Consider the following 22879-nt stretch of genomic DNA (forward strand, 5'->3'; position numbering starts at 1 on the left):
GAATATGACGGACAGACAGACCCTGAGCGGACTGCAAATCGATCCGGTTTTGGCTGAGTTCATCGAGACGCAAGCGCTGCCGGGCACGGGCGTCTCTTCGCAGAAGTTCTGGGCCGGCATGGCGCGGATGGTGAACGAACTGGGGCCGAAAAACCGTGAGCTGCTGGCCAAACGGGCCGAGATCCAAAGCCGCATCGATGGGTGGCACATGTCCCGTAAGGGGCAGAACACCGATGCCGCTGAATATGAGGCTTTTCTGAAAGAGATCGGGTATCTGGTCGAAGAAGGCGACGAATTCCAGATTGAAACGGCCAATGTCGACCCCGAGATCGCCCTGACCCCGGGCCCGCAACTGGTTGTTCCGATTACCAATGCACGCTTTGCCCTGAACGCGGCCAACGCGCGCTGGGGCAGCCTTTATGATGCGCTGTACGGAACGGATGCAATGGGGGATCTGCCGGCAAGCGGTGGCTATGATGCGGCGCGGGGCGCGCGGGTGATCGCATGGGCCAAGGCGTTTCTGGATGATGCCGTGCCTCTGGCGTCGGGATCATGGGCGGATGTCAGCGAATTGGGTGTAACCGACGGTGCGCTGACCCCTGCGCTGGGCGATCCCGCCCAATTTGCCGGGTTCGGCGGTTCGGCGGACAAGCCCGACTTCGTGCTGTTGAAAAACAACGGTCTGCACATCCAGATCATAATCGACCCTACAAGCAACATAGGCGCGACCGATCCCGCGGGCATCGCAGATGTCCGGTTGGAATCCGCGCTGTCCACCATTATGGATTGCGAAGACTCGGTTGCCTGCGTCGATGCTGCCGACAAGGTCGTGGCCTATGGCAACTGGTTGGGCCTCATGAAAGGCGACCTGACCGAAGAGGTCACCAAGGGCGGCACCACGTTCACTCGAAAACTGGCCGAGGACTTGAGCTTTACCACTCCGTCGGGTGATCAGGCCAAGCTGAAAGGCCGGTCGCTGATGCTCGTGCGCAACGTGGGTCACCTGATGACCAACCCGGCCGTGCTTGACGCAGAAGGGCGCGAGATCGGCGAAGGCCTGATGGATGCTCTGTGCACCACCCTGATCGCCATGCACGACCTGAAGCAAGACGGGGGCAATTCTGTCGAGGGCTCAGTCTATGTGGTGAAGCCCAAGATGCACGGACCTGAGGAAGTTGCGTTCTCGGTCGAGATATTCGACATGGTCGAAGACATTCTGGGCCTGCCGCGCAACACGGTGAAACTGGGCATCATGGATGAGGAACGCCGCACCTCGGTCAACCTCAAAGAGTGCATTCGCGCCGCAAAATCACGGGTCGCCTTTATCAATACGGGTTTCCTGGACCGGACCGGCGATGAAATTCATACCTCGATGGAGGCCGGTCCGATGCTGCCCAAGGGCGACATCAAGAATACGCCATGGATTGCGGCCTATGAAGATCGCAATGTCGATATTGGTCTGGCCTGTGGCCTGAAGGGCAAGGCGCAGATCGGCAAGGGCATGTGGGCCATGCCGGATCGCATGGGCAATATGCTTGAGGCCAAGATCGGCCACCCAATGGCCGGAGCGACATGTGCCTGGGTGCCGTCGCCCACGGCCGCGACCCTGCACGCAACGCATTACCACAAGATCGATGTGCTGGCCCGTCAGGACGAGCTGGCCGCAGGCGGCGCACGCGGTGCGTTGAAGGATCTGTTGACCATCCCCTTGCTGGCTGGGCGCAATCTGAGTGACGAGGAAATCACGCGTGAACTTGAAAACAATGCGCAGGGTATCCTCGGCTATGTCGTACGTTGGGTCGATCAGGGCGTGGGTTGTTCCAAGGTGCCCGACATCAACGATGTCGGCCTGATGGAAGACCGCGCGACGTGCCGGATTTCGTCGCAGGCACTGGCCAACTGGCTGCATCACAGCATCGTGGATGAAGCTCAGGTTATGGCCGCACTGCAAAAGATGGCCGCCGTCGTGGATCGCCAGAATGAAGACGATCCGAATTACACGCCGATGGCGCCGGGATTTGACGGTATCGCCTTTCAGGCCGCATGCGATCTGGTGTTCAAGGGCCGGGTTCAGCCCTCGGGCTATACCGAGCCGGTCCTGCATGCGCGCCGTCTGGAATTGAAAGCCAGCCAAAGATAACACCGACAAAAGCCCACAGACTGATCGTTTGCGGGCTTTGTCGAACTTCAATCTGACGAGAGGACCTTCAGATGTCAGTTTCCCTACGCAAGGCCCGCACCATCATCCGAAAAACCCTGGAAAAGGGCCGAGAGATGGAGTTGAAGCCGCTCTCCGTCGTGGTTCTGGACGCCGGTGGGCATGTTATTGCGTTCGAGCGCGAGGATGGTGCAGCACCGGGCCGGTTCGGGATTGCGCAGGGCAAGGCCTATGGGTCGGTCATGCTGGGAATGGCGGGCACCGCGCAGATGCAGCGCGCTGAAACACAGGCCTATTTCATGGCCTCTGTGAATGGCGTCTATGGTGGTCAGGTCGTGCCTGTTCCGGGTGGCGTGCTGTTGCGTGATCGCAAGGGGGCCGTGATCGGCGCCGTCGGGGTTACCGGAGACACATCAGACAATGATGCGCTGGCCGCAATGGCGGGGATCGAGGCAGCCGGCCTGATCGGCGAGATTTAACGAGAGCGTTGTATTTATACGTCTTTCCATCTGAGTGGGGAAATTATTCCCCCGCGTAGCTGTTTGTTGGAAAATTTTTCCAATTAAGCTGGGCAGACCAGAACGTACAGTGCGTCTTCGAACACGTCCCTGCGCTTTCATGCAGGGCGTGTATTCTTGCACGTTAAAACCGCTGCCGCTAGCTTCCTTGACAGGCACAACAACAGCAGGGAAAGCGGAATGTCTCGGCCTGTCGTCGGTATCATCGGCAACTCGTACCTCATGAACGATCAATACCCCACACATGCTGGGGGAACGATGAATTCGGATGCCGTGGCCAACGTGTCAGGATGTCTTCCGTTATTGATACCCGCAGATCCGCGTTACGTGTCGGTCGATGAGTTGCTGGAGGTCTGTGACGGCTTTTTGCTGACCGGCGGTCGCCCGAATGTGCACCCGGAAGAATACGGGGAACCTGCAACCGATGCCCATGGCGAATTCGACCGGGCACGAGACGCCATAACTCTGCCGCTGGTTCGCGCCTGCGTTGAAAGGGGACAGCCGTTTTTGGGCATCTGCCGGGGGTTTCAGGAAGTCAACGTTGCCATGGGCGGAACGCTTTATCCCGAGATCCGCGATCTGCCGGGGCGGATGAACCACCGGATGCCGCCCGATGGAACCCTGGAGGAAAAGTTTGCCCTGCGCCACGTGGTGACACTGGAAAACGGCGGCGTTTTCCACAAACTGTTCGGCGCAACCGAGGTCATGACCAACACCTTGCACGGTCAGGGCATCAAAACGATTGGGCAGCGCGTGGTCATTGATGGCCATGCACCGGACGGGACGCCCGAGGCGATTTACATCAAGGATGCGCCCGGCTTTACCCTGTCGGTTCAATGGCACCCGGAATGGGACGCGATCAATGACCCGGTCTCTCGCCCCCTGTTCGAAGCCTTCGGCGATGCGGTTAGAAACTGGAATTGTAGAAATCGTTCTGCAAGGCTAAGGCAATCTGCTTGACCGGCGCCAGCGGGCTGCCCTCGCTTCCCCGTCTCTGAATCGCAACATTCGAATAATTGTTTATGAGACGAGCCCAATACCCTTGTTTATCCGCCAGCAGGTCTGAATGCTTGCCCCCGATGCTACGAAACGGTGCGAGATTGAGATATGCAAGGATCAACCCAAAGACGACTGTGTTCAGTTAGGTTTCTCGCAGCGACATTTTGCGCAACTTCCGGTTTTTCAGCTGACGTGATGGCGCAGCAGTGTGGTTCTTTAGGTGAGTTGCTCTACATCGGACGCACGCGTGATTCAGCATCCTCCGTTTGGTTGTCTGCGACTGAGCAAGGCGGTTTTCGTTTGGAAGCCGCGCAAGGCAACACAACGGTGGACACGTGGAACAAGCCTCGCAGAGGCGTTCATCTAAGCTTTTCACCCTTTGTCTCAAACGGAAATGGTGGAGTACACCGATTGTTCGAAATCGGTGGAGCGCCAAATGGCAAGGATTGCCTGATCGATACTCAAAACCAACAGAGAAACTGGAGCTTGCCCGGTGGAGGTGGTGGCGGAGGCGGCTCCGGTGGCGGTTCAGGTGGCTCTGGCGGCGGCTTTGGCGGTGGTGGCGGTTCAGGTGGCTCTGGTGGCGGCTTTGGCGGCGGAGGCGGTTCAGGTGGCTCTGGCGGCGGCTTTGGCGGTGGAGGCGGTTCAGGTGGTTCTGGCGGCGGCTTTGGCGGCGGAGGCGGTTTAGGTGGCTCTGGCGGCGGCTTTGGCGGTGGAGGGGGCTCAGGCGGCTCCGGTGGCGGCTTTGGCGGCGGTGGAAGTTCAGGTGGCTCCGGTGGCGGTTCCGGTGGCTCTGGTGGTGGTTTTGCCGGAGGTGGAACTGCGGCCGCTATACCTCGTACTCGACCACAAAGTGCTGCTGACGGGGTATACGCTGTCGGTGTTGAGTGTGTTGACGCAGCGACGGGTAAATTAGACGCGGCATTATGTGATCCCTCTGTTACTGCTCCTATTGTGGGCCCTCCTTTGACCGAAGGCCGAGATCTCGCGCCGCCGTCCACATGGAATGTATGGACAGATTTCACCTATACCGAAATCGAAGACACGCGCGGGGTCAGAGAAGTCGACATAAATGACAACTATTTCGCGGCGGGGTTCGACAGGCTTGTCAGGCCGGACTTGGTCGTTGGATTTCAGGTTGAATATGAAAACCTTGATGTCGAAGGCTTTCAGGGTCAATTCAGACAAGACACTAAAGGGCTTGCTGCGGGACCCTATTTTGCCTGGCGCATGTCCGAGAGATGGGTGCTGAATGGACTGGCGACCTTCGGCGAGTTTTCGACGGATGTGAACGTGCTGGGGTTAAGTGGCGATTTCGACCGGACCCGGTGGCGAGCCAATCTGGAGGCGATCGGTCAGTACGAGGCCGGGAATTTCCTGTTACGTCCGTCGATTGCCTATGACTATTACAACTACAGCGCAGAAGACTATGATCTGAGCGGCACTGTGGCAGGTGTTCCGGTCAACATAGTTGGCGAAGTTGCTTCAGCGAGTTACAGCGCCTTAACACCTGAGTTGGAAATCAGCAGGCCATTTGTCACTTCGCGATCGATTGTGTCTCCGTTTGCGACGCTGAGCGCGACCTACTGGTTCGACCGTGAAAATGTTGGATTAGGCGCTGGATCGCAGACCGACTTGACTTGGGCATCGCGCGTGGGGGTGCGCGCGCGCGCGAGTGAGGCCGTTTTTGTCGAGGCGACACTGGGATATCTGAGTTTGTTCGAAGATGATTTGGATACGGCCGAAGCGTCCATTTTTCTTTCTGTCAGCTTCTGATCCTCAAGGGGCGAAAAAGGAAAGCGCCGCCTCAAGTCAAAAGGCGGCGCCAAGACGATCAGATCAATAGGTTGAACTGATTGATCAGCGGAAGGGAACGTGCGCGCTTGCCCGTCAGGTCGAAAAGCGCATTGCCAAGTGCCGGCATCGAAGGCGGTGTTCCGGGCTCGCCAGCACCACCCATATGCCGATTGGTTTCCAGCACGCGCACCTCGACCTGCGGGGCTGTGTGCATCCGCATCGCGTCATAGTCGGGGAAGTTGAACTGCTCGACTTCGCCTTCCGCAAAGGTGATCTCGCCAAAACATGCGGCAGACAGGCCGTAAATCATGCCGCCGAACATCTGTGCCTTGACGTTTTCCGGGTCCAGCGCCAGCCCCATGTCGCAGGCAATCCAGGCCTTGCTGATGCGGATGGTGCCGTCTTCGTCGACCACTTCGATGACCTGGGCCACCGGGGTGCCGAAGCTGTATGTGAAGGCCACGCCCCGGCCGACGCCTTCGGTCGTCTGACCCGTCCAGCCTGACATTTCCTTCACCGCTTCCAAACATCCCGCCGACGGCGCGTGTTCGTTCTTCATCAGGTCCAGCCGGAACTCCAGCGGGTCACGGCCTGCGGCATGAGCCATCTCATCCATGAATGTCTCGTGAAAAAAGCCGTTATGGCTGTTGCCGACCGAACGCCAGAACCCCACGGGAACAGCCAAATCGGCAATGTGGCCGCTCATGCGGTAATTGGGTACCGCGTAGGGCTGGTTGAAGAAACCTTCGACCAGCACCTTGTCAGGACCGCCGCCGGGGAACCCGGTGTAGCGCTCGACCGCCTGTTGGGTCGGAGATTGGGCCGCGACTTTCCCGTCAATGACCACGGCCTTGCCGTCCCGAACCGCGCCGCGCATCCGGGCGATGGCGCCGGGGCGGAAATAGTCGTGACGCATGTCCTCTTCGCGGCTCCAGGTTGTCTGAACCGGTGTGCTGGGCATGGCCATGGCAACCTTGGTTGCGATTTCGCCGAAATCCAGTTCGCCCCTGCGACCAAACCCGCCACCCAGATAGGTGGTGTGGATTTGGACGGCTTCGGTATCTAGACCGGCAGTGTTGGCAACGCGGAACTGAATCAGTGTGGGGGCCTGGTTGCCGCACCAGAGTTCCAACGCATTTCCCGTGTAGAGCGCGGTGGCATTCATTGGCTCCATCGTTGCATGGGCCAGATAGGGCACGCGATACTCGGCGGTGATTTCAGTGGCGTTCTCCGGGCTTGCGCTGACATCGCCGTCGTCGCGCATGGTCGAATTCGGTGCGTCGTCAAACGCCTCGGCGATCCTGGCAAAGATCTCTTCGGTTTCCGGCGGATAGGGCGCGTCGCCCCAATCGACATCAATGGCCTCGACTGCCTGGTTGGCCAACCATGTGTTGCTTGCGATCACGGCCACGCCTGTGCCCAGATCGACGACCTTCTCAACCCCGGGCATGGATCTTGCGGCGCTATCGTCAAAGCCGTTCATCGCGCCGCCCAGTTTGGGGTTCATTCGCACGCTGGCGAATTTCATGCCGGGCAGGCGGACATCGACGCCGAATTCAGCGGTGCCCGTCGCCTTTCCCACCATGTCGAGACGCGGTTGGCTTCGGCCCAGATAGCGCCATTCAGACGGGTCTCGCAACGGTACCTCAACCGGTTCCAGCCCGGCGGCATCCTCGGCAAGCATTGAATAGGCGATCTTGTCGCCGTTGGGGGCAATGACATGGCCTGACGCCGTTTTCAGATCCGAAGGATCGACGCCCAACCGGTCTGCGGCAGCGCGTTTGAGTGTTTCACGGGCCGAAGCACCGGCTTGCCGCATCCGGTCGAACCCATCTTTCATCGAGGTCGAGCCACCGGTGACTTGCAGGCTGAGCGTCTTGCCCAGAACACCCAGCGCCTCGCCCAGATTGTGCTGGAAATTCGAGATATCGTATCCCTTGTTCGGCAAGCCTTCGCCCACAAGGGCCGAATTGTAATAGGCCGCCGCTGCGGGGCCGTGCAGAACGGTGATCTGATCCAGATCGACATCCAGTTCCTCGGCGATCAGCGCGGCCCATGTGGTTCGGACCCCCTGACCCATTTCCGCGCGGGGCGCGAACACGGTGACGCCGTTCTGGTCAATCAGCACAAACGGGTTCAGTGCTGCCTCGCCTTCCCGGGGTTTCAAGGGGTTGGCCGCGGGGCGGGTCACGTAATAGGCCCCGAAGGCCACGCCGCCAACGATCGCGGCAGAGCCGATCAGGAACGTACGGCGGAGGATTTTTCCAACGGAAGCCATTGCTTACGCCTCCTTCAGCTTGGATGCCGCGTCATGGATTGCTGCGCGGATAAGGGGATAGGTGCCGCAGCGGCACAGGTTGCCCTGCATCGCCTCGTCGATGTCTGCGTCAGTGGGGTCCGGGTTTTCCGCCAGCAATGCCGCGGCCTGCATGATCTGGCCCGACTGGCAGTATCCGCACTGCGCGACCTGATGATCGATCCAGGCCTGTTGGATCGTGGCCAGCGCGTCCGGCGAGCCGAGCCCTTCGATCGTGGTCACGTCACCCCAGACATCCGACAGCGCCACCTGGCACGAGCGTACGGCCTCGCCATCGATATGCACGGTGCAGGCCCCGCATGCGGCCACGCCGCAGCCGAACTTGGTGCCGGTCAGCCCGACCTCGTCCCGCAGAACCCAAAGAAGGGGGACGTCATCAGGCAGATCCACCTGATGTTGCTTGCCGTTGATCTTCAGGGTCGTCGCCATGGCGCACCTCGTGTTGCTGTGGCTGGTTTCTGACATAATTGTACGAAAGTGTCAGGATGTCAATTGACAAATTGAACAAAAAATGTCAGGGCTTCGAATATGAAAGACAATGGTGACGGCTCACGGCAACAGGCGATCCTGAACTCGGCGTTTCAGGCGTTTTCCACTTATGGGTATAGAAAGACCTCGATGGACGATATCGCGCGCGGCGCGGGGATGTCTCGGCCGGCGGTGTATCTGCATTACAAGAACAAAGAGGCGATCGTCAGCAAGCTGACCGAGCTGTACTATGCCGAAAAGAGCGTTGCGGTGGCCGAAGCGCTGGCGACGCAAGGGTCCGTGCCCGAGGTTCTGACCCGCGCAATTCAGGCGCAGACCGAGGGGATGGCAAAAATTCTGGCCTCGCCCCACGGGCTTGAAATGCTCGACAACACAAAATCCCTGTCTGCGGAAATCATCGCGGCGGGTGAGGCCAAGCTGGCCGCGCTCTATGCGGACTGGCTGACGCAACAGGAAAAGGCGGGCCGGGTTCGCCTGCTGGCTGACGCGGCAGAGACCGGTCGGACGATCACCGCCACGCTCAAGGGGCTGAAGCTGATTGGCGCCGGGGCCGAGGTCTATGAACAGCAGGTCGCACAGGTCGCGGCGCTTTTCGGCGCCGGACTCGAAGTCAGGTAACGCGCTGACGGATCCTGTATTCGGGCGTGTCCCACAGGCGGTTCTGCATGATATCGGCCATAATCCCGACGGCGCGTTCGACATCGCATTCGTCGATATACAAAGGTGTAAAGCCGAACCGCATTATGTCGGGTGCTCGAAAATCTCCGATCACGCCACGGGCGATCAGGGCCTGCATGGCGGCATAGCCGTCCTTGAAACGGAACGAGATCTGGCTGCCGCGCTGCTGCGGATCACGGGGGCTGGCCAGTTGCAGATCCGGGCAGGTTGCCTCGACGCGTTCTATGAAAAGCTCGGTCAGTTCAATCGATTTGGCCCGGACGTCGGTCATGTCCGCCAGATCCCAGATGTCCATCGCAGCCGACAAGGCCGTCATCTGGATGATGGGGGGCGTTCCCACCCGCATCCGTTCAATGCCGCTGCCGGGGCGGTAGTCGAGATCGAAGGCAAACGGCGCTTCGTGCCCCAGCCATCCGGACAGGGCGGGGCGGGTGCGTTCCGCCAACCTCGGCGCGACATAGATGAAGGCTGGAGCGCCGGGGCCGCCGTTGAGGTATTTGTACGTACACCCGACCGCGAAATCTGCGTTGCACCCTGAAAGGTCCACGGGGATGGCCCCCGCGGAATGGGCCAGATCCCAGACCGTTATCACGCCGTTGGCATGCGCCAGTTCGGTCAGCGCCTTCATGTCGTGCATCCGACCCGAGCGGTAATCCACCTCGGTCAACATAAGAACAGCGACCTCTTCGGTGATTGCGCCGGCCACGGCTTCGGGATCAACGACGCGCAACTCATACGCGTCCCCAAGCGAGCGCAGCAAGCCATCCGCCACATACAGGTCCGAAGGAAAGTTGCCGTTATCCGACAGAACCACTTTGCGATCCGGATTCAGTTCAAGGGCCGAGGCCACGGCCTGATAGACCTTGATCGACAAGGTGTCTCCGGTCACCACACTGCCGGGCTCTGCTCCGATCAGGCGGCCAATCCGGTCACCAAGCGCGGTGGGCAGGCCCATCCAACCAGCCTTGTTCCATCCGGTGATCAGCATCTGGCCCCATTCTTCCGTCAGCATCCGTTGCACTCGGGCACCTGCCGATTTCGGCAGGGGGCCCAGAGAGTTGCCATCCAGATAGATGACGCCCTCTGGCAGGTCGAACATGGCTTTGGTTGCCGCAAAATCAGTCATGAAGGCTCGCTAACTCGTGTGAACGTCGGTGATTGCTTTTGAGGTAGTCGATCCGCGATAATGAGTCCATGCGATGCGACATACTGGTCTTTTGCCATTTTGGCTCAAAAGCGGTAGGACATCGCACAGAAGCGACATGTGCTTGATCTTGTCGTCATTCAATGAGGGCTTTGCATGCGCTGGATGGACGTTCCGCCGGTTTGGTTGATTGCTTTTGCAGCTCTTGCCTGGTTGCAGGCCAGGTATCTGAATCTGGGCCTGTCGCTTGAGGGTGGTTTGACGGATCTTCTGAGCGGGGTGTTGATCGGAGGCGGAATCCTGATGGCTGTTCTGGCGGTGGTCGAATTCCGCCGTCACAAGACAACCGTCATCCCGCACGAAACCCCGTCAACGATGGTGCAATCCGGCATCTACAAGCGCAGTCGCAATCCGATCTATGTGGGCGACGTTCTGATTCTTGCGGGTCTTGTCCTTCGGTTTGATGCCGTCCTGTCCCTGGTTCTTGTGCCAGTCTTCGTCTGGGTGTTGGAGCGTCGGTTCATCCTGCCGGAAGAAGACCGCCTGCGTCGTACCTTTCGCGCCGACTTCGCGCGTTACGAACGCAAGACACGGCGCTGGATCTAGGGTGGAGTCCGCAATGACATCACGTCAAAAATGCTGCGCTTGCGAAATAATGTTGCGCAGGATACATCTTTGCTTAACAAAGAATACCGATCACCCGCTCAGACCGAGTAAGAATTAGGGGGACTGCCAGTGAAGATAGGCACGCCAAAGGAAATACTGGACGGCGAGAACCGGGTCGCGATGACACCGGACTCGGCCGTGCAACTGCAAAAACTGGGCTATGAGTGCCTGATCGAAAAAGGCGCAGGTGCTGCCGCCGGTTTTTCGGACGCGGCGTATGAGGCCGTGGGCGTTGAGGTTGTCAAGACCGCGGCATCGCTTTGGAAGGCCGCAGATATCATCGCCAAGGTTCGTATCCCGACCGAGACGGAACTGAAGCGTCTGACCAAGGGCAAGACGCTGATTTCCTTCTTCAATCCTGCCGGCAACGAAGAAGGAATGGAACTTGCCAAGTCCAAGGGCGCAAATGTGATCGCCATGGAAATGGTGCCGCGTATTTCACGCGCGCAGAAGATGGACGCGTTGTCGTCGATGGCCAACATTGCCGGCTACCGCGCCGTGATCGAAGCCGGCAACAACTTTGGCCGTTTCTTCACCGGTCAGGTGACTGCGGCTGGCAAGGTGCCGCCTGCAAAGGTTCTGATCGTCGGGGCCGGTGTTGCCGGGCTTGCCGCGATCGGCACGTCGACCTCGCTGGGTGCAATTACCTACGCGTTCGATGTGCGCCCTGAGGTGGCCGAGCAGGTCGAATCGATGGGGGCTGAGTTCGTCTATCTGGACTTCGAAGAAGAACAGCAGGATGGTGCGTCCACCGGTGGGTATGCGTCCGTCCAGTCAGAAGAGTTCCGCAATGCGCAGCTGGCCAAGTTTCGAGAGCTGGCCCCGGAAATGGATATTGTCATCACGACGGCCCTGATCCCCAACCGTCCGGCGCCAAAGCTGTGGCTGGAAGACATGGTCAAGGCAATGAAGCCGGGCTCGGTCATCGTTGACCTTGCGGCCGAGCGCGGCGGGAACGTCGAAGGCACCGTGCCGGACGAAAAGGTCGTGACGCCCAACGGCGTGACCATCATCGGCTATACCGACTTCCCCAGCCGGATGGCGGCGCAGTCTTCGTCTTTGTACGCGACAAACATCCGTCACATGATGACCGATCTGACGCCTGAAAAGAACGGCCAGATCAACCACGACATGGAAGATGACGTGATCCGCGGCGCGACCGTGACCTATGAGGGTGAGATCACCTTCCCGCCGCCGCCACCCAAGGTGCAGGCGATCGCGGCGCAGAAAAAGCCCGAGGTCAAGGAACTGACCCCGGAAGAAAAGAAGGCGCAGGAAATCGCGGCCTTCAAAGCGCAGACCAAGCAGCAGTTCACCCTGTTGGGTGTCGGTGGCGCGCTGATGCTGCTGGTGGGGCTGATCGCTCCGGCCAGTTTCATGCAGCACTTCATCGTCTTCGTGCTGGCCATTTTTGTGGGCTTCCAGGTGATCTGGAACGTCGCGCACAGCCTGCACACTCCGCTGATGGCGATCACCAACGCGATCTCGTCGATCATCATCGTCGGGGCTTTGATGCAGATCGGATCGGGGTCGTTCCTGGTCATTCTGCTGGCGGCACTGTCCGTCTTCATGGCCGGGATCAACATCTTCGGCGGCTTCCTCGTAACCCGGCGCATGCTCGCCATGTTCCAGAAATCTTAAGGAGGCCGGGCACATGGATTATGGCTTCACCACTGCCGCCTATGTTGTTGCGGCTGTCCTTTTCATCCTTTCGCTCGGCGGTTTGTCGAACCAGGAAAGCGCCAAGCGCGCGGTCTGGTATGGCATCGTCGGTATGGCGCTGGCGGTTTTTGCCACACTGGTTGGCCCGGGCTCGGGTCTGTGGCTTCTGTCGCTGCTGCTGATCGCGGGCGGTGGTTTCATCGGCCAATATGTTGCGCAGCGCGTGCAGATGACCGAGATGCCGCAGCTTGTTGCGGCGATGCACTCGCTGGTCGGTCTTGCGGCCGTGTTCGTCGGCTTCAACGCGCATTTCGAGATCGGAAACGTGGCGCAGGTCATGGCCATTGCTGACAGCGCCAGCCAGGCGGACCTGTCCGACCTTGGGTCTTTTGCCAAGCTGATTGCCAAGAAAACCCCGGCTGAGCTGGCAATCCTGCATGTGGAACTGTTCCTGGGCATCTTCATCGGTGCGATCACCTTTACCGGGTCGGTCGTCGCCTATGGCAAGCTGGCGGGCAAGGTGACCTCGGCAGCGACAAAGCTGCCCGGTGGCCATGCGCTGAACGCGGCGGCGGCGGGTCTCTCGCTGATCTGCCTGATCTGGTACACATCGACAGGCGGTCTGTTCCCGCTGATCCTGATGACGCTGGCGGCGTTGTTCATCGGCTATCACCTGATCATGGGTATCGGCGGCGCCGACATGCCGGTGGTTGTGTCCATGCTGAACAGCTACTCGGGCTGGGCGGCTGCGGCGATCGGCTTCTCGCTGGGCAACGACCTGCTGATCGTGGTCGGTGCGCTGGTGGGCTCGTCGGGTGCGATCCTGTCCTACATCATGTGCAAGGCGATGAACCGCCACTTTGTCAGCGTGATCCTTGGCGGTTTTGGTGGCCCGCAGGGCGAACAAATGGCCGTTGAAGGCGAACAGATCGCCATCGAGGCTGATGGCGTTGCTGCGGCTTTGAACGACGCAGACAGCGTGATCATCATTCCGGGCTATGGGATGGCCGTGGCACAGGCGCAGCAATCGGTTTCCGAACTGGTGCGCAAGCTGCGGGCCAAGGGCAAGAACGTTCGTTTCGCAATCCACCCCGTGGCGGGCCGCTTGCCGGGCCACATGAACGTTTTGCTGGCCGAAGCGAAGGTGCCGTATGATATCGTTCTGGAAATGGACGAGATCAACGACGACTTTCCGGACACCGATGTGGCCATCGTCATCGGTTCGAACGACATCGTGAACCCGGCGGCGCAGGAAGATCCCAACAGCCCCATCGCCGGAATGCCGGTTCTGGAATGCTGGAAAGCCAAGCAGGTGTTTGTCTCGAAACGTGGTCAGGGCACCGGGTATTCCGGCATCGAAAACCCGCTGTTCTTCAAAGAGAACACCCGAATGTTCTACGGCGACGCCAAGGAGTCGCTGGACAAGCTGCTGCCGATGATCGATTGATCGTCGCGTTTGATCAGATTGCAAAGGGCGCCTTTGGGCGCCCTTTTCTTTTTGAGTGTGCATGGGGGCGTTGCCCCCAAACCCCCAGGATATTTCCAGCCAGATGAAGCAGGCGGAGTGTGGTAGTCTGGAGTGGCGGCACAGATGGCAGGAGGTCGAGGATGGAGAAAGTGAATGGTATTGGCGGTGTGTTCTTTCGCGCCCGCGACCCTGAAGCGCTGAGCGCCTGGTATGAGAAGCACCTGGGCGTCAATCATTATGACCCCGTGCCCCGGAAGCAGCGAGAAGGCTATACGGTCTTAGCGCCATTCGCGGAGGACACCGAATATTTCGGACGGGCCGATCAGCAGTGGATGATCAATTTTCGTGTCGATGACCTGGGCGCGCTGACGGCGCAGCTTGAGCAGGCTGGAATCACGGTGGAAACCAATCCTGACTGGGACAGCGAAGTTGGAAAATTTGCCCGCATCCATGATCCCGAAGGCAACCCCATCGAGCTGTGGCAGCCAAATCAATGAGATAGCAGGGTTGTATACCGTTGTATCCCTCTAAGTATATGAAATAAAAAGAGAATTGATGTATCAATTATGTGCCGTATAGTGCGCGTGACGAGGCGGAGCCATACATGACACCGATAGACGACCATCCCCTTCGCTATGCGCTGGCAAATGAACTGCATGCGCGACCCTTCCCGGTCGCGTCAATGCCCTGTACGGTGGTCTTTCTTGCGATCAAAAAGCCCGAGGCCGCCGTGGCGCGCGATCGACGTGAGGATTTGGCTCATTTGATCGACCTGCTGGATCGCCACGGTGCGCAGCACCCTCGGCCGGATGCCACGCATTACGCGGGCCAGATTGGCCGCCATTGGTTGAAGTGGGAGCAGCATACCGAATTTGTGACCTACACGGCGATCGCGCAGAATGTGAGTGATCGCGCCTTTGATCCGGCTGACTTTGAGGTCTTTCCGCCCGATTGGTTGATCGCCAGTCCGGGCCAGAGGGTTACATCAGTATTGTTGCGCGTCGTTGAGCGCGACAGTGACGACGTGGTGAAGTCGAAACTGCTGGATTGGTTCGAGCCGGAAAGTCTGGCCGTGTCCAGGGTATTGGACGATGCCGCAGTTTGTGCCAGTGATTTTCGGATCGATCCGGCCGGTCACATGCGCTTTGCCTTGTTCGTGGCCGAGGGCACCGGACGGCGCCGGACGGGACGGATCATTCAGCGACTTTGCGAAATTGAAACGTACAAGGCGATGTCGATGCTGGGTTTCGCGCGCGTCAAGCAGCTGATGCCGCGTATCGGAGAGCTGGACGGGCAACTCACCCGATTGATGGGGCAGATGACTGGCAACTCGACGCAGCCTGACGCGCTGTTGCAGGATTTGCTGGCAACGTCGATCGAGCTCGAAACTTTGTCGGCCCGGTGTTCCTTCCGGTTCGGGGCCACCGGGGCCTATGAGGCCATCGTCAACCAGCGGATCGAAGTGTTGCGAGAAGAGCGTTTCGAAGGTGGTCAGAATTTCGCCGATTTCATGATGCGCCGATATGACCCTGCAATTCGCACCGTGAAATCCACGGAACGCCGGCTTCAGGCTTTGTCGGATCGGGCGATCCGCGCGGGTGAGTTGCTGCGGACAAGAGTGGATGTGGAACGCAGCGCGCAAAACCAGGCGTTGCTGGAAAGCATGGACCGTCGGGCTGATCTGGCACTGCGCTTGCAACATACGGTCGAGGGGCTTTCCGTGGTTGCCATCAGCTATTACGCGGTTTCGCTGGTCAGCTATCTTTTGTATCCGCTGACGGCCTCGGGCATCAGCAAGGGCATGCTGACGGCGGCGGTTACGATCCCGGTTGTCGCCGGGGTGTGGTACTCGGTGCGACGCATTCGCAAGCGGCTTGGTTGAGTGGCAATTGCCAAGTTTCCTCTGACCTGTAGAACAGGGGCATTGGGCAAGCAGAGCGAGGGCTTGGGATGATAAGCATAGTTGCAGCATGGCGCGCTGTCGCCGCCATGTTCATTCTGAATGGTGCCCTGTTCGGAATCTGGGCGTCGCGCATTCCCGCCATACGTGACCGCCTGGAACTGTCCCATGAGGCGCTTGGATATGGCCTGTTGTTCATGGCTGCGGGGGCTGTCTGCTCGTTCCCGATAACCGGGCGGCTTACGGATCGTTTCGGCGCTGTTGCAATCACCCGGATCATTGCGGTTCTGTATACGGGGTCGCTGATCCTGCTTGCCATGGCTGATGGGCTTTGGGGGCTGGCAGTGTTTCTGTTTGTCTTTGGCGCCTTTCACGGGTCGATGGATGTTGCGATGAATGCATGGGCCGCCGAGGTAGAGCAGGCCTATGACAAACCCGTTATGTCCTCGTTCCACGCAATGTGGAGCCTTGGTGCTGGACTTGGCGCGCTCAGCGGATATGCCGCGGTTCAGATGGGGCTGACGGTTCTTGTGCACTTCCTGTTGGCGGGTGGCGTGGTTGTTGGCCTTGCGCTTGCGTCATCCTGGGTAAGCTGGACCTCGCGCCGATCCCAAGGGCCTCAGAGTACGGTTTTCGCCTTGCCATCCGGTGCGTTGATACTGGTTGGCATAGCCGCCTTGTGCGGGGCATTGGGCGAAGGGGCCGTCGCGGACTGGAGCGCGATATATCTGCGTGACATCACGGGGGCGTCCGAAAGCGTCGCTGCCTTGGGCTATGCGGTGTTTTCAGTGACCATGGTGGCGTTTCGACTTGCAGGCGCGCTTGTCATCACCCGGTTCGGTCCGGTCGTTTCCGCCCGGTTCGGCGGTATTTGCGCGGCTTTGGGCGTTTTCACGGTGGTTTCAACAGTAACGATCTTGCCCGTGCTGGCCGGCTTTGCATTGATGGGAATAGGTTATGCCGTGATCATGCCGCTGGCATTCAGCCGGGCGGCCAGCGATCCGAATGTGCCACCGGGGCAAGCCATCGCAAGTGTGGCGACATTGGGGTATGGGGGGCTGTTGATCGGTCCGCCGTTGATCGGCTTTTTGGCCGAAGTGTTCGGCCTGCGTCTGGCCTTCGCTGTGCTGTTGCCATTGGCCGTTCTGATCGTGCTGTTGGCCGGCGCGCTGAGGCGCGCCGACTGAACTTGTTTCAGCGTCCGCGAATGCGGGGATCCAGCGCATCGCGCAGACCGTCACCCAGATAGTTGACGCTCAGGACAGTCAGCGAGATTGCCAGACCAGGCCAGAACACACGCTCGGGGTATTGCTGTAGATAATCGACTCCGTCGAACAGCAGGCGGCCCCATGTCGGGAAGTCGGGCGGAAAGCCCAGACCCAGGAAGGAAAGCGCGCTTTCGGTAATGATCGCCGTCGCAATCCCCAGCGTCGCCGATACCATGATCGGAGACAACACGTTCGGCAGGATATGCCGCGTGATGATCTGAGTGTTGCTGGTGCCGATGGACCGGGCCGCCAGAACGAATTCACGCTCTTTGATGGCCAGCACGTCACCCCGTACGATCCGCGCCGTAGGCATCCACGAGGTGATACCGATGGCGCAGACGATCAGGATGAAGATCCCGCGCTCCAGCCCGAACGCGGCCGACAGGGGTTCACGGAACAGCAGCATCATGACCAGCAGCAAGGGCAGCAGGGGCAGGGCCAGAAACAGGTCCGTCAGACGCATAAGCGGACCATCCAGCCGTTTGAAGAACCCGGCCAGAACGCCGATAAAGGATCCCAGGAACAGTGCCAGCAGCATCGCGGTGATGCCCACCGATACCGAGGTTTGACCGCCCGACATCATGCGCGCCAGAATATCCCGGCCCAGTTGGTCGGTGCCGAAAGGATGCGCCCAGCTTGGCCCCTGATTGCGGGCCCGGATATCGATCTGCGTTGGATCAATGCTCCAGAGATAGGGGCCCAGATAGACGCCCGCCACGATCAGGATGAACAGCACCGCACCTACCATGGCGCCCTTGTGCGTCTTGAACTGATCCCAGACGTCGCGCCATTGGCTGCGCGGCGGGGTCGTGAGTTCCTCCATCACATCAGCGGTTGGCAGCGCGGTGGATGCCGGGGCCAGACCTTCGTCGGGGATCAGCGTGTCTGACTTGTCGTGATCAGTCATAGCGAATCCTCGGGTCCAGAATGCCATACAGGACGTCGGCGATCAGGTTGAACAGCACGATCAGCACGGCAAAGATGAAGGTCAGGGTTTGTACCATCGGCAGGTCGTTGGCCTGAATGGCGCCAATCAGCAACTGGCCGATACCATTCACCTTGAAAACCTGCTCGGTGATGATGGCGCCGCCGAAGATGGCCGGGATACCCAGTGCAATGACCGTGACCACGGGAATCATCGAGTTCCGCAGGACGTGGACCATGACGACCGTGTATTCGCTGAGCCCCTTGGCGCGGGCGGTGCGGACGTAATCCTGGTTGAGATTGTCCAGCATCGAGGCGCGCATGAAACGGCTGAGCTGTGCCGTGATCTGCAACGCCAGCACCATGACCGGCATGATCATCTGTTTCAGCTGCACGACGAAGCTGTCCCAGCTGTTGACCACATGCGTGGTGTCATAGATCGACGGGAACCAGCCCAACTGGACTGAAAAGATCACGATCACCAGAACGCCCGAGAAAAACGGAGGGACCGAGAAGCCGACCATCGACACGAAGGTGCCCATCTGGTCGAACCAGGAATACTGGCGATAGGCCGAATAGATGCCGATGGGCAGCGCGATCAGGATGGCGACAACGTAGGCGGTGCCGACAACCCACAGGGTCTGCGGGATACGCTGAACGACGATGTCCATGACGGGCGAGCGGGTCTGCCAAGATATCACGCGCAGGTCGCCTGCGGAAAAACTGGTGCCGAAGATGTGGTCGATCAGAACCTGCGGTTCGATCCAGAAGAATTGCACGATCCATTTCCAGAACCGGATATGCATCGGCTGGCCAAGGCCGAGCGCCTCGCGCATCTTCTCTTTGACTTCGGGGGGAACGGTGAGCGGAACCTGCGCCATCGGATCGCCGGGTGCGAGTTCGAGGAGCAGGAAGATGACGAGGCTGATGAACAGCAGCGTTGGAACGGCCAGCACCAGTCGTCTGATTGTGAAATTAAGCATTAAGAGGCGCCTTTATATGCGTCTTCTTGTTGGGGTGGGATGCAAATGACCGCGCCCCGATAACGATCGGGGCGCGGTTTTGCAAGGTCAGTGCTTAGGAACCGGTCTTGCGGTACCAGTCCGCAATGTTCCACAGCTCGCTGTCCCAAACGTTCAGGACAACGCCACCCAGGGTGTTTGCATGTGCCGACAGGCGACCACGGTGAACCAGCGGGATCATGCCACCATTCTGAACCATGATGTCATTCAGCTGCTTGGCGATTTCCGCACGCGCTTCCAGACCAGCGGTTTCGGCCAATTGAGCGTGCAGCTTGTCGAACTCTTCGTTGCAGAAGCGGCTGATGTTTTCGCCCTGCCACTGCGTCTCGGGACGCGGTGCCTTGTCGCACAGACCATTGCCCAGATAGGATTGCGGGTCGGTGCCGTTGAAGGTGTTGGCGTACATCTCGACGTCGGCATAGAACTTCTGGAACGTGTCGGGCGAGCCCGGGTCACCACCGAAGAAGACCGATGCGTTGATGTTGCGCAGTTCGGTTTCAATGCCGATCTGGCTCCACCATTCCTTGATCAGCGCCTGGAAGTCCTGACGGACGGCGTTGGTCGAGGTCTGATAGACGATCTTCAGCGGAACGCCATCCTTCTCGCGGACGCCGTCGCCATCGGTGTCGACGATGCCGGCATCATCCAGCAGTTTCTTGGCGCCTTCGATATCCTGGGTGTCGCAGGTCATCGAGGTCGAGTTGAACGCGGCAGGGGCCGGAACCCAGTTGCAGGTCACTTTACCAGCCTGACCATAGCCGATTTCCACCAGCAGCGGACGGTCGATGGCCATGGACATGGCCTTGTAAACGGCCGGGTCCTTCAGGAATGGGTGCGGATGCTTGGCCGTCGAACGCTCGCCTTCCGGCAGCTCGGGCGACGGGTTGGTCTGGTTCAGCATGATGCGCTCGACCAGCGGGCCGAAGCCTGCAACCGGCGTACCTTTGCCACCTTCCTGCATCTGTGCGATCACTTCCGGAGCCAGTTGCAGGTTCCAGGCATAGTCAAATTCACCGGTTTCCATGACGGCACGACCTGCAGCCGTCGCGTCACCGCCGCCTTTGAAGGTCACGGTCGCAAAGGCAGGTTTCGCCGGATCACGATAGTTGTCGTTGGCCTTGAAGGTGATCACGTCGTTCGGCTTGAACTCGGTGACGACAAAGGGGCCGGTGCCGATCGGGTTGAAGTTCTGTTCGGTGCATTCCGGGGCTTTGGCTCCCATGCAGTTTTCGAACTGGGCCTTCTGCAGGATCGGGCTTTCACCGCCGACGAACGGGCCATAGGGGAATGGGGTCGGTGCGTCGAAAGTGACCTTGACGGTCAGGTCGTCAACAGCTTCTACCGAGGTGACGCCTTCGAACTTGGTCACCTGCGCGCAGCCACCTTCCGGGTGCATACAGTAATCGGCGGTGAACTTCACGTCAGCAGCGGTGAACGGAGAGCCGTCAGACCATGTGATTCCCGGCGCGATTTTCCATGTGATCGACGTCAGGTCTTCACTGACACCGCCATTTTCCACGGTCGGGATTTCAGACGCCAGATATGGCACCATGTTGCCGTCCTGGTCGTAGCGGGCAAGTGGTTCGATCACCAGCGAGGCCGATTCCACGTCTTTCGTACCGCCGGACAGGAACGGGTTCAGGATCGACGGAGCCTGCCAATAGATGATGCTGACATTGCCGTCCGAACCGCGCTCGGCAAAGGCCATCGGGGCCATTGCCGTGCTTGCGATCGCACCAAGCAAAAGGGTTTTGATTTTCATAAGTCACTCCCGAATTGGACACGTTCGTGTCTCGATTATCTCCGCAAGGCCTGCGGGTTTGGCGTTGCCGCTTCGGGGTAAGTTTTTGATCAATAAAGATAATAGCGCTAACGACATAAATCGGCGCTGCCTCCCCAAGGCGGTTACGTTGGGTATCGAAACAGAACTTGAGAAAAATGCAAGTGGTGCCGTCGCGAAAATGTGTAATGGGTTTGACTTTTCCCGGTGGCCCGCCGTAGCGTTCGGCATTCAGAACAAGAATAACCTCGTCAAGGGAGCGCGCACGTGCTGGATCAGCCTATTGCTCAAATCAAAAAACTGCGGGTGGAGTTTCAGACAAAAGACGGTCCCGTTGTTGGTGTTGAGGACGTCTCGTTCGAGGTCAAACCAGGCGAAACCGTTTGTATCGTTGGCGAATCGGGCTCGGGGAAGTCGGTTTCATCGTTGTCCTTGATGCGTCTGGTCGAGTTCGGTGGCGGCGAAATCGCGGGCGGTGAATTGCTGTTTGATCGTCGCGATGGCGAAGAAATGGATCTGGCGAAGGCCGATCAGGATCTGATGAAGCAGATTCGCGGCAACGAGATCGGGATGATCTTTCAAGAGCCGATGACCGCGCTGAACCCCGTTTTCACCGTGGGCCGCCAGTTGACCGAAGGTCTGCGCATCCACAAGGACATGACGAAAGCGCAGGCCGAGGAACGGGCGCTGGAATTGCTGCGTCAGGTTCGTATCCCAGAGCCCGAGCGCCGTCTGAAACAATATCCTCACGAGTTGTCGGGCGGGATGCGCCAACGTGTTGTCATTGCGATGGCGATGGCTTGTGAGCCGCGCCTGTTGATTGCCGACGAACCCACTACGGCGCTGGACGTGACAATTCAGGCCGAGATTCTGGCCTTGATGGACCGCCTCAAGCGGGAAACCGGAACTGCGGTGATGTTCATCACCCACGACATGGCCGTGGTTGCCCAGATGGCTGACCGCGTTGTTGTGATGTTCCGCGGCAACAAGGTCGAAGAAGGCACGGTCAAGGAAATCTTTGAAAACCCGCAGCACGACTATACCAAGGCGCTGCTGGCCGCGGTGCCGAAACTGGGCGAGATGCAGGGTAAATCTGCGCCCGAGCCGATGAAGCTGCTGGGGGTCGAAGGGCAGAGCATTGCGCCAATTCCGGGTACGGAAGAGGTTCTGCTGACCGTCAAGAACCTGACGACACGGTTCCCGGTCAAAGGCGGGCTTTTGCGGCGCACGATTTCGAACGTTCATGCGGTCGAGGATGTCTCGTTCACTCTGAACAAAGGTCAGACGCTCAGTCTTGTCGGGGAATCCGGTTGCGGCAAGTCTTCGGCGGGGCGTTCGATCCTGCGGCTGGTTGAGCCGTTGGCGGGCGAGATTGATCTGGACGGCGTCGACATCATGAAGCTTGATCCATCCGGTTTGCGCAAGGCGCGGCTGGACATGCAGATGATTTTCCAGGACCCGTTCGCCTCGCTGAACCCGCAGATGCAGCTGGTCGACCAGGTCGCCGAGCCGATGCGCAATTATGGTGTGGCGTCGGGATCCGAACTTCAGGATCGTGTGGCACAATTGTTCGACAAGGTGCAATTGCCGCGCAGCTTCATGCGTCGCTTCCCGCATGAAATGTCGGGCGGTCAGCGTCAGCGGATTGCCATTGCCCGCGCTTTGGCCCTGAATCCCAAGCTGATCATTGCGGATGAGGCGGTCTCGGCCCTTGACGTGTCGGTGCAGGCGCAGGTTCTGAACCTGATGATGGAATTGCAGTCCGAGCTGGGCCTGTCGTACCTGTTCATCAGCCACGACATGGCCGTGGTCGAACGGGTCAGCCACTATGTCGGGGTCATGTATCTGGGGCGCATTGTCGAACTTGGGCCCCGGGCGCGGGTGTTCGAGAACCCGCAGCATCCCTATACACAGGCGCTGATGAAGGCGGTTCCGATCGCGGACCCGAACAAGCGGAAATCGGAAAAGGATCTGAATTTCAAACCGATCCCTTCTCCTATTCATCCCACCAACTACACGCCGGAACCTTCGCAATATCAAGAGGTTGAGGCAGGGCACTTCATCCTGACCACGGACAGCGGGTATTGAC

At 59.2% G+C, this 22879-nt stretch carries 20 protein-coding genes; 14 read left to right on the forward strand and 6 right to left on the reverse strand.

The window, feature by feature from the left end; genetic code table 11:
* Positions 1-4 precede the first annotated feature (4 nt).
* From ACR0C6_RS01490 to ACR0C6_RS01515, 6 genes are all read left to right on the forward strand, one after another.
* Positions 5-2140 (forward strand): malate synthase G, encoded by a 2136-nt coding sequence (locus ACR0C6_RS01490; RefSeq protein ID WP_480445702.1) that lies wholly within the window; start codon positions 5-7, stop codon positions 2138-2140.
* Positions 2141-2211: 71 nt separating this feature from the next.
* Positions 2212-2637, forward strand: coding sequence for a GlcG/HbpS family heme-binding protein (locus ACR0C6_RS01495; RefSeq protein ID WP_152458631.1), 426 nt, complete (start codon positions 2212-2214; stop codon positions 2635-2637).
* A 219-nt stretch (positions 2638-2856) separates the two neighbouring features.
* The gene (locus ACR0C6_RS01500) at positions 2857-3636 is read left to right on the forward strand and encodes a gamma-glutamyl-gamma-aminobutyrate hydrolase family protein (protein WP_171227922.1); all 780 of its coding nucleotides are present in this window, start codon (positions 2857-2859) and stop codon (positions 3634-3636) included.
* Between the two features lie 532 nt (positions 3637-4168).
* Positions 4169-4363, forward strand: coding sequence for a hypothetical protein (locus tag ACR0C6_RS01505; RefSeq protein WP_480618010.1), 195 nt, complete (start codon positions 4169-4171; stop codon positions 4361-4363).
* Positions 4364-4591, forward strand: a complete 228-nt coding sequence (locus tag ACR0C6_RS01510) for a hypothetical protein (protein ID WP_480618012.1) — start codon at positions 4364-4366, stop codon at positions 4589-4591.
* Positions 4592-4641: 50 nt separating this feature from the next.
* Positions 4642-5451 carry an autotransporter outer membrane beta-barrel domain-containing protein gene (locus tag ACR0C6_RS01515; protein WP_480618014.1) on the forward strand — a complete coding sequence of 270 codons (810 nt, stop codon included), beginning with the start codon at positions 4642-4644 and terminating at the stop codon, positions 5449-5451.
* 58 nt (positions 5452-5509) lie between these two features.
* Here the strand turns inward: ACR0C6_RS01515 and ACR0C6_RS01520 are convergent, their stop codons facing one another.
* Together ACR0C6_RS01520 and ACR0C6_RS01525 are read right to left on the reverse strand one after the other, a co-directional pair.
* Positions 5510-7750, reverse strand: coding sequence for a xanthine dehydrogenase family protein molybdopterin-binding subunit (locus ACR0C6_RS01520; protein ID WP_480618016.1), 2241 nt, complete (start codon positions 7748-7750; stop codon positions 5510-5512).
* A gap of 3 nt (positions 7751-7753) precedes the next feature.
* A complete protein-coding gene (locus ACR0C6_RS01525) occupies positions 7754-8218 on the reverse strand; it encodes a (2Fe-2S)-binding protein (RefSeq protein ID WP_152458626.1) in 465 nt (154 codons plus the stop codon).
* 99 nt (positions 8219-8317) lie between these two features.
* On the opposite strand from ACR0C6_RS01525, the gene ACR0C6_RS01530 reads away from it, so the two are divergent.
* Complete coding sequence (locus ACR0C6_RS01530; protein WP_480618018.1) at positions 8318-8896, forward strand: TetR/AcrR family transcriptional regulator; 579 nt, start codon at positions 8318-8320, stop codon at positions 8894-8896.
* Here ACR0C6_RS01530 and kynU read toward each other — a convergent pair.
* The gene (gene kynU, locus ACR0C6_RS01535; RefSeq protein ID WP_480618020.1) at positions 8889-10082 is read right to left on the reverse strand and encodes a kynureninase; all 1194 of its coding nucleotides are present in this window, start codon (positions 10080-10082) and stop codon (positions 8889-8891) included. The genes ACR0C6_RS01530 and kynU overlap by 8 nt on opposite strands.
* 174 nt (positions 10083-10256) lie before the next feature.
* Between kynU and ACR0C6_RS01540 the strand changes: the two genes are divergently transcribed.
* From ACR0C6_RS01540 to ACR0C6_RS01565, 6 genes are all read left to right on the forward strand, one after another.
* A complete protein-coding gene (locus ACR0C6_RS01540; RefSeq protein WP_480618022.1) occupies positions 10257-10706 on the forward strand; it encodes a methyltransferase family protein in 450 nt (149 codons plus the stop codon).
* Positions 10707-10835: 129 nt separating this feature from the next.
* Positions 10836-12407: a Re/Si-specific NAD(P)(+) transhydrogenase subunit alpha gene (locus ACR0C6_RS01545; RefSeq protein WP_480618024.1), complete on the forward strand. Its 1572-nt coding sequence runs from the start codon at positions 10836-10838 to the stop codon at positions 12405-12407.
* 13 nt (positions 12408-12420) lie between these two features.
* On the forward strand, positions 12421-13875 hold the full coding sequence (locus ACR0C6_RS01550) for an NAD(P)(+) transhydrogenase (Re/Si-specific) subunit beta (RefSeq protein ID WP_152458621.1): 1455 nt from the start codon (positions 12421-12423) through the stop codon (positions 13873-13875).
* A 161-nt stretch (positions 13876-14036) separates the two neighbouring features.
* Positions 14037-14393 carry a VOC family protein gene (locus ACR0C6_RS01555; protein ID WP_480618026.1) on the forward strand — a complete coding sequence of 119 codons (357 nt, stop codon included), beginning with the start codon at positions 14037-14039 and terminating at the stop codon, positions 14391-14393.
* 107 nt (positions 14394-14500) lie between these two features.
* Complete coding sequence (locus ACR0C6_RS01560; protein WP_480445692.1) at positions 14501-15778, forward strand: DUF3422 family protein; 1278 nt, start codon at positions 14501-14503, stop codon at positions 15776-15778.
* A gap of 68 nt (positions 15779-15846) precedes the next feature.
* Complete coding sequence (locus ACR0C6_RS01565) at positions 15847-16983, forward strand: MFS transporter (protein WP_480445691.1); 1137 nt, start codon at positions 15847-15849, stop codon at positions 16981-16983.
* Between the two features lie 7 nt (positions 16984-16990).
* On the opposite strand, the gene ACR0C6_RS01570 is transcribed toward ACR0C6_RS01565, so the two are convergent.
* From ACR0C6_RS01570 to ACR0C6_RS01580, 3 genes are all read right to left on the reverse strand, one after another.
* The gene (locus tag ACR0C6_RS01570) at positions 16991-17971 is read right to left on the reverse strand and encodes an ABC transporter permease (protein WP_152458617.1); all 981 of its coding nucleotides are present in this window, start codon (positions 17969-17971) and stop codon (positions 16991-16993) included.
* Positions 17964-18971, reverse strand: a complete 1008-nt coding sequence (locus tag ACR0C6_RS01575; RefSeq protein ID WP_171114986.1) for an ABC transporter permease — start codon at positions 18969-18971, stop codon at positions 17964-17966. Before ACR0C6_RS01575 ends, ACR0C6_RS01570 begins: the two co-directional genes overlap by 8 nt.
* Positions 18972-19065: 94 nt before the next feature.
* Complete coding sequence (locus ACR0C6_RS01580; protein WP_152458615.1) at positions 19066-20772, reverse strand: peptide ABC transporter substrate-binding protein; 1707 nt, start codon at positions 20770-20772, stop codon at positions 19066-19068.
* Positions 20773-21057: 285 nt separating this feature from the next.
* Here ACR0C6_RS01580 and ACR0C6_RS01585 point away from each other — a divergent pair, with 285 nt between their 5' ends.
* The gene (locus tag ACR0C6_RS01585) at positions 21058-22878 is read left to right on the forward strand and encodes an ABC transporter ATP-binding protein (RefSeq protein ID WP_171227932.1); all 1821 of its coding nucleotides are present in this window, start codon (positions 21058-21060) and stop codon (positions 22876-22878) included.
* The last annotated feature ends 1 nt before the right edge of the window (position 22879 follow it).

It is taken from the genome of Ruegeria sp. AL12, assembly GCF_056540885.1.

Bases quoted from the DNA above. Each gene is read 5' to 3' on its own strand.
- ACR0C6_RS01490 (WP_480445702.1), top strand. From the start codon at position 5: ATGACGGACAGACAGACCCTGAGCGGACTGCAAATCGATCCGGTTTTG.
- ACR0C6_RS01495 (WP_152458631.1), top strand. From the start codon at position 2,212: ATGTCAGTTTCCCTACGCAAGGCCCGCACCATCATCCGAAAAACCCTG.
- ACR0C6_RS01500 (WP_171227922.1), top strand. From the start codon at position 2,857: ATGTCTCGGCCTGTCGTCGGTATCATCGGCAACTCGTACCTCATGAAC.
- ACR0C6_RS01520 (WP_480618016.1), bottom strand. From the start codon at position 7,750: ATGGCTTCCGTTGGAAAAATCCTCCGCCGTACGTTCCTGATCGGCTCT.
- ACR0C6_RS01525 (WP_152458626.1), bottom strand. From the start codon at position 8,218: ATGGCGACGACCCTGAAGATCAACGGCAAGCAACATCAGGTGGATCTG.
- ACR0C6_RS01530 (WP_480618018.1), top strand. From the start codon at position 8,318: ATGAAAGACAATGGTGACGGCTCACGGCAACAGGCGATCCTGAACTCG.
- kynU (WP_480618020.1), bottom strand. From the start codon at position 10,082: ATGACTGATTTTGCGGCAACCAAAGCCATGTTCGACCTGCCAGAGGGC.
- ACR0C6_RS01540 (WP_480618022.1), top strand. From the start codon at position 10,257: ATGCGCTGGATGGACGTTCCGCCGGTTTGGTTGATTGCTTTTGCAGCT.
- ACR0C6_RS01550 (WP_152458621.1), top strand. From the start codon at position 12,421: ATGGATTATGGCTTCACCACTGCCGCCTATGTTGTTGCGGCTGTCCTT.
- ACR0C6_RS01555 (WP_480618026.1), top strand. From the start codon at position 14,037: ATGGAGAAAGTGAATGGTATTGGCGGTGTGTTCTTTCGCGCCCGCGAC.
- ACR0C6_RS01560 (WP_480445692.1), top strand. From the start codon at position 14,501: ATGACACCGATAGACGACCATCCCCTTCGCTATGCGCTGGCAAATGAA.
- ACR0C6_RS01565 (WP_480445691.1), top strand. From the start codon at position 15,847: ATGATAAGCATAGTTGCAGCATGGCGCGCTGTCGCCGCCATGTTCATT.
- ACR0C6_RS01570 (WP_152458617.1), bottom strand. From the start codon at position 17,971: ATGACTGATCACGACAAGTCAGACACGCTGATCCCCGACGAAGGTCTG.
- ACR0C6_RS01575 (WP_171114986.1), bottom strand. From the start codon at position 18,971: ATGCTTAATTTCACAATCAGACGACTGGTGCTGGCCGTTCCAACGCTG.
- ACR0C6_RS01580 (WP_152458615.1), bottom strand. From the start codon at position 20,772: ATGAAAATCAAAACCCTTTTGCTTGGTGCGATCGCAAGCACGGCAATG.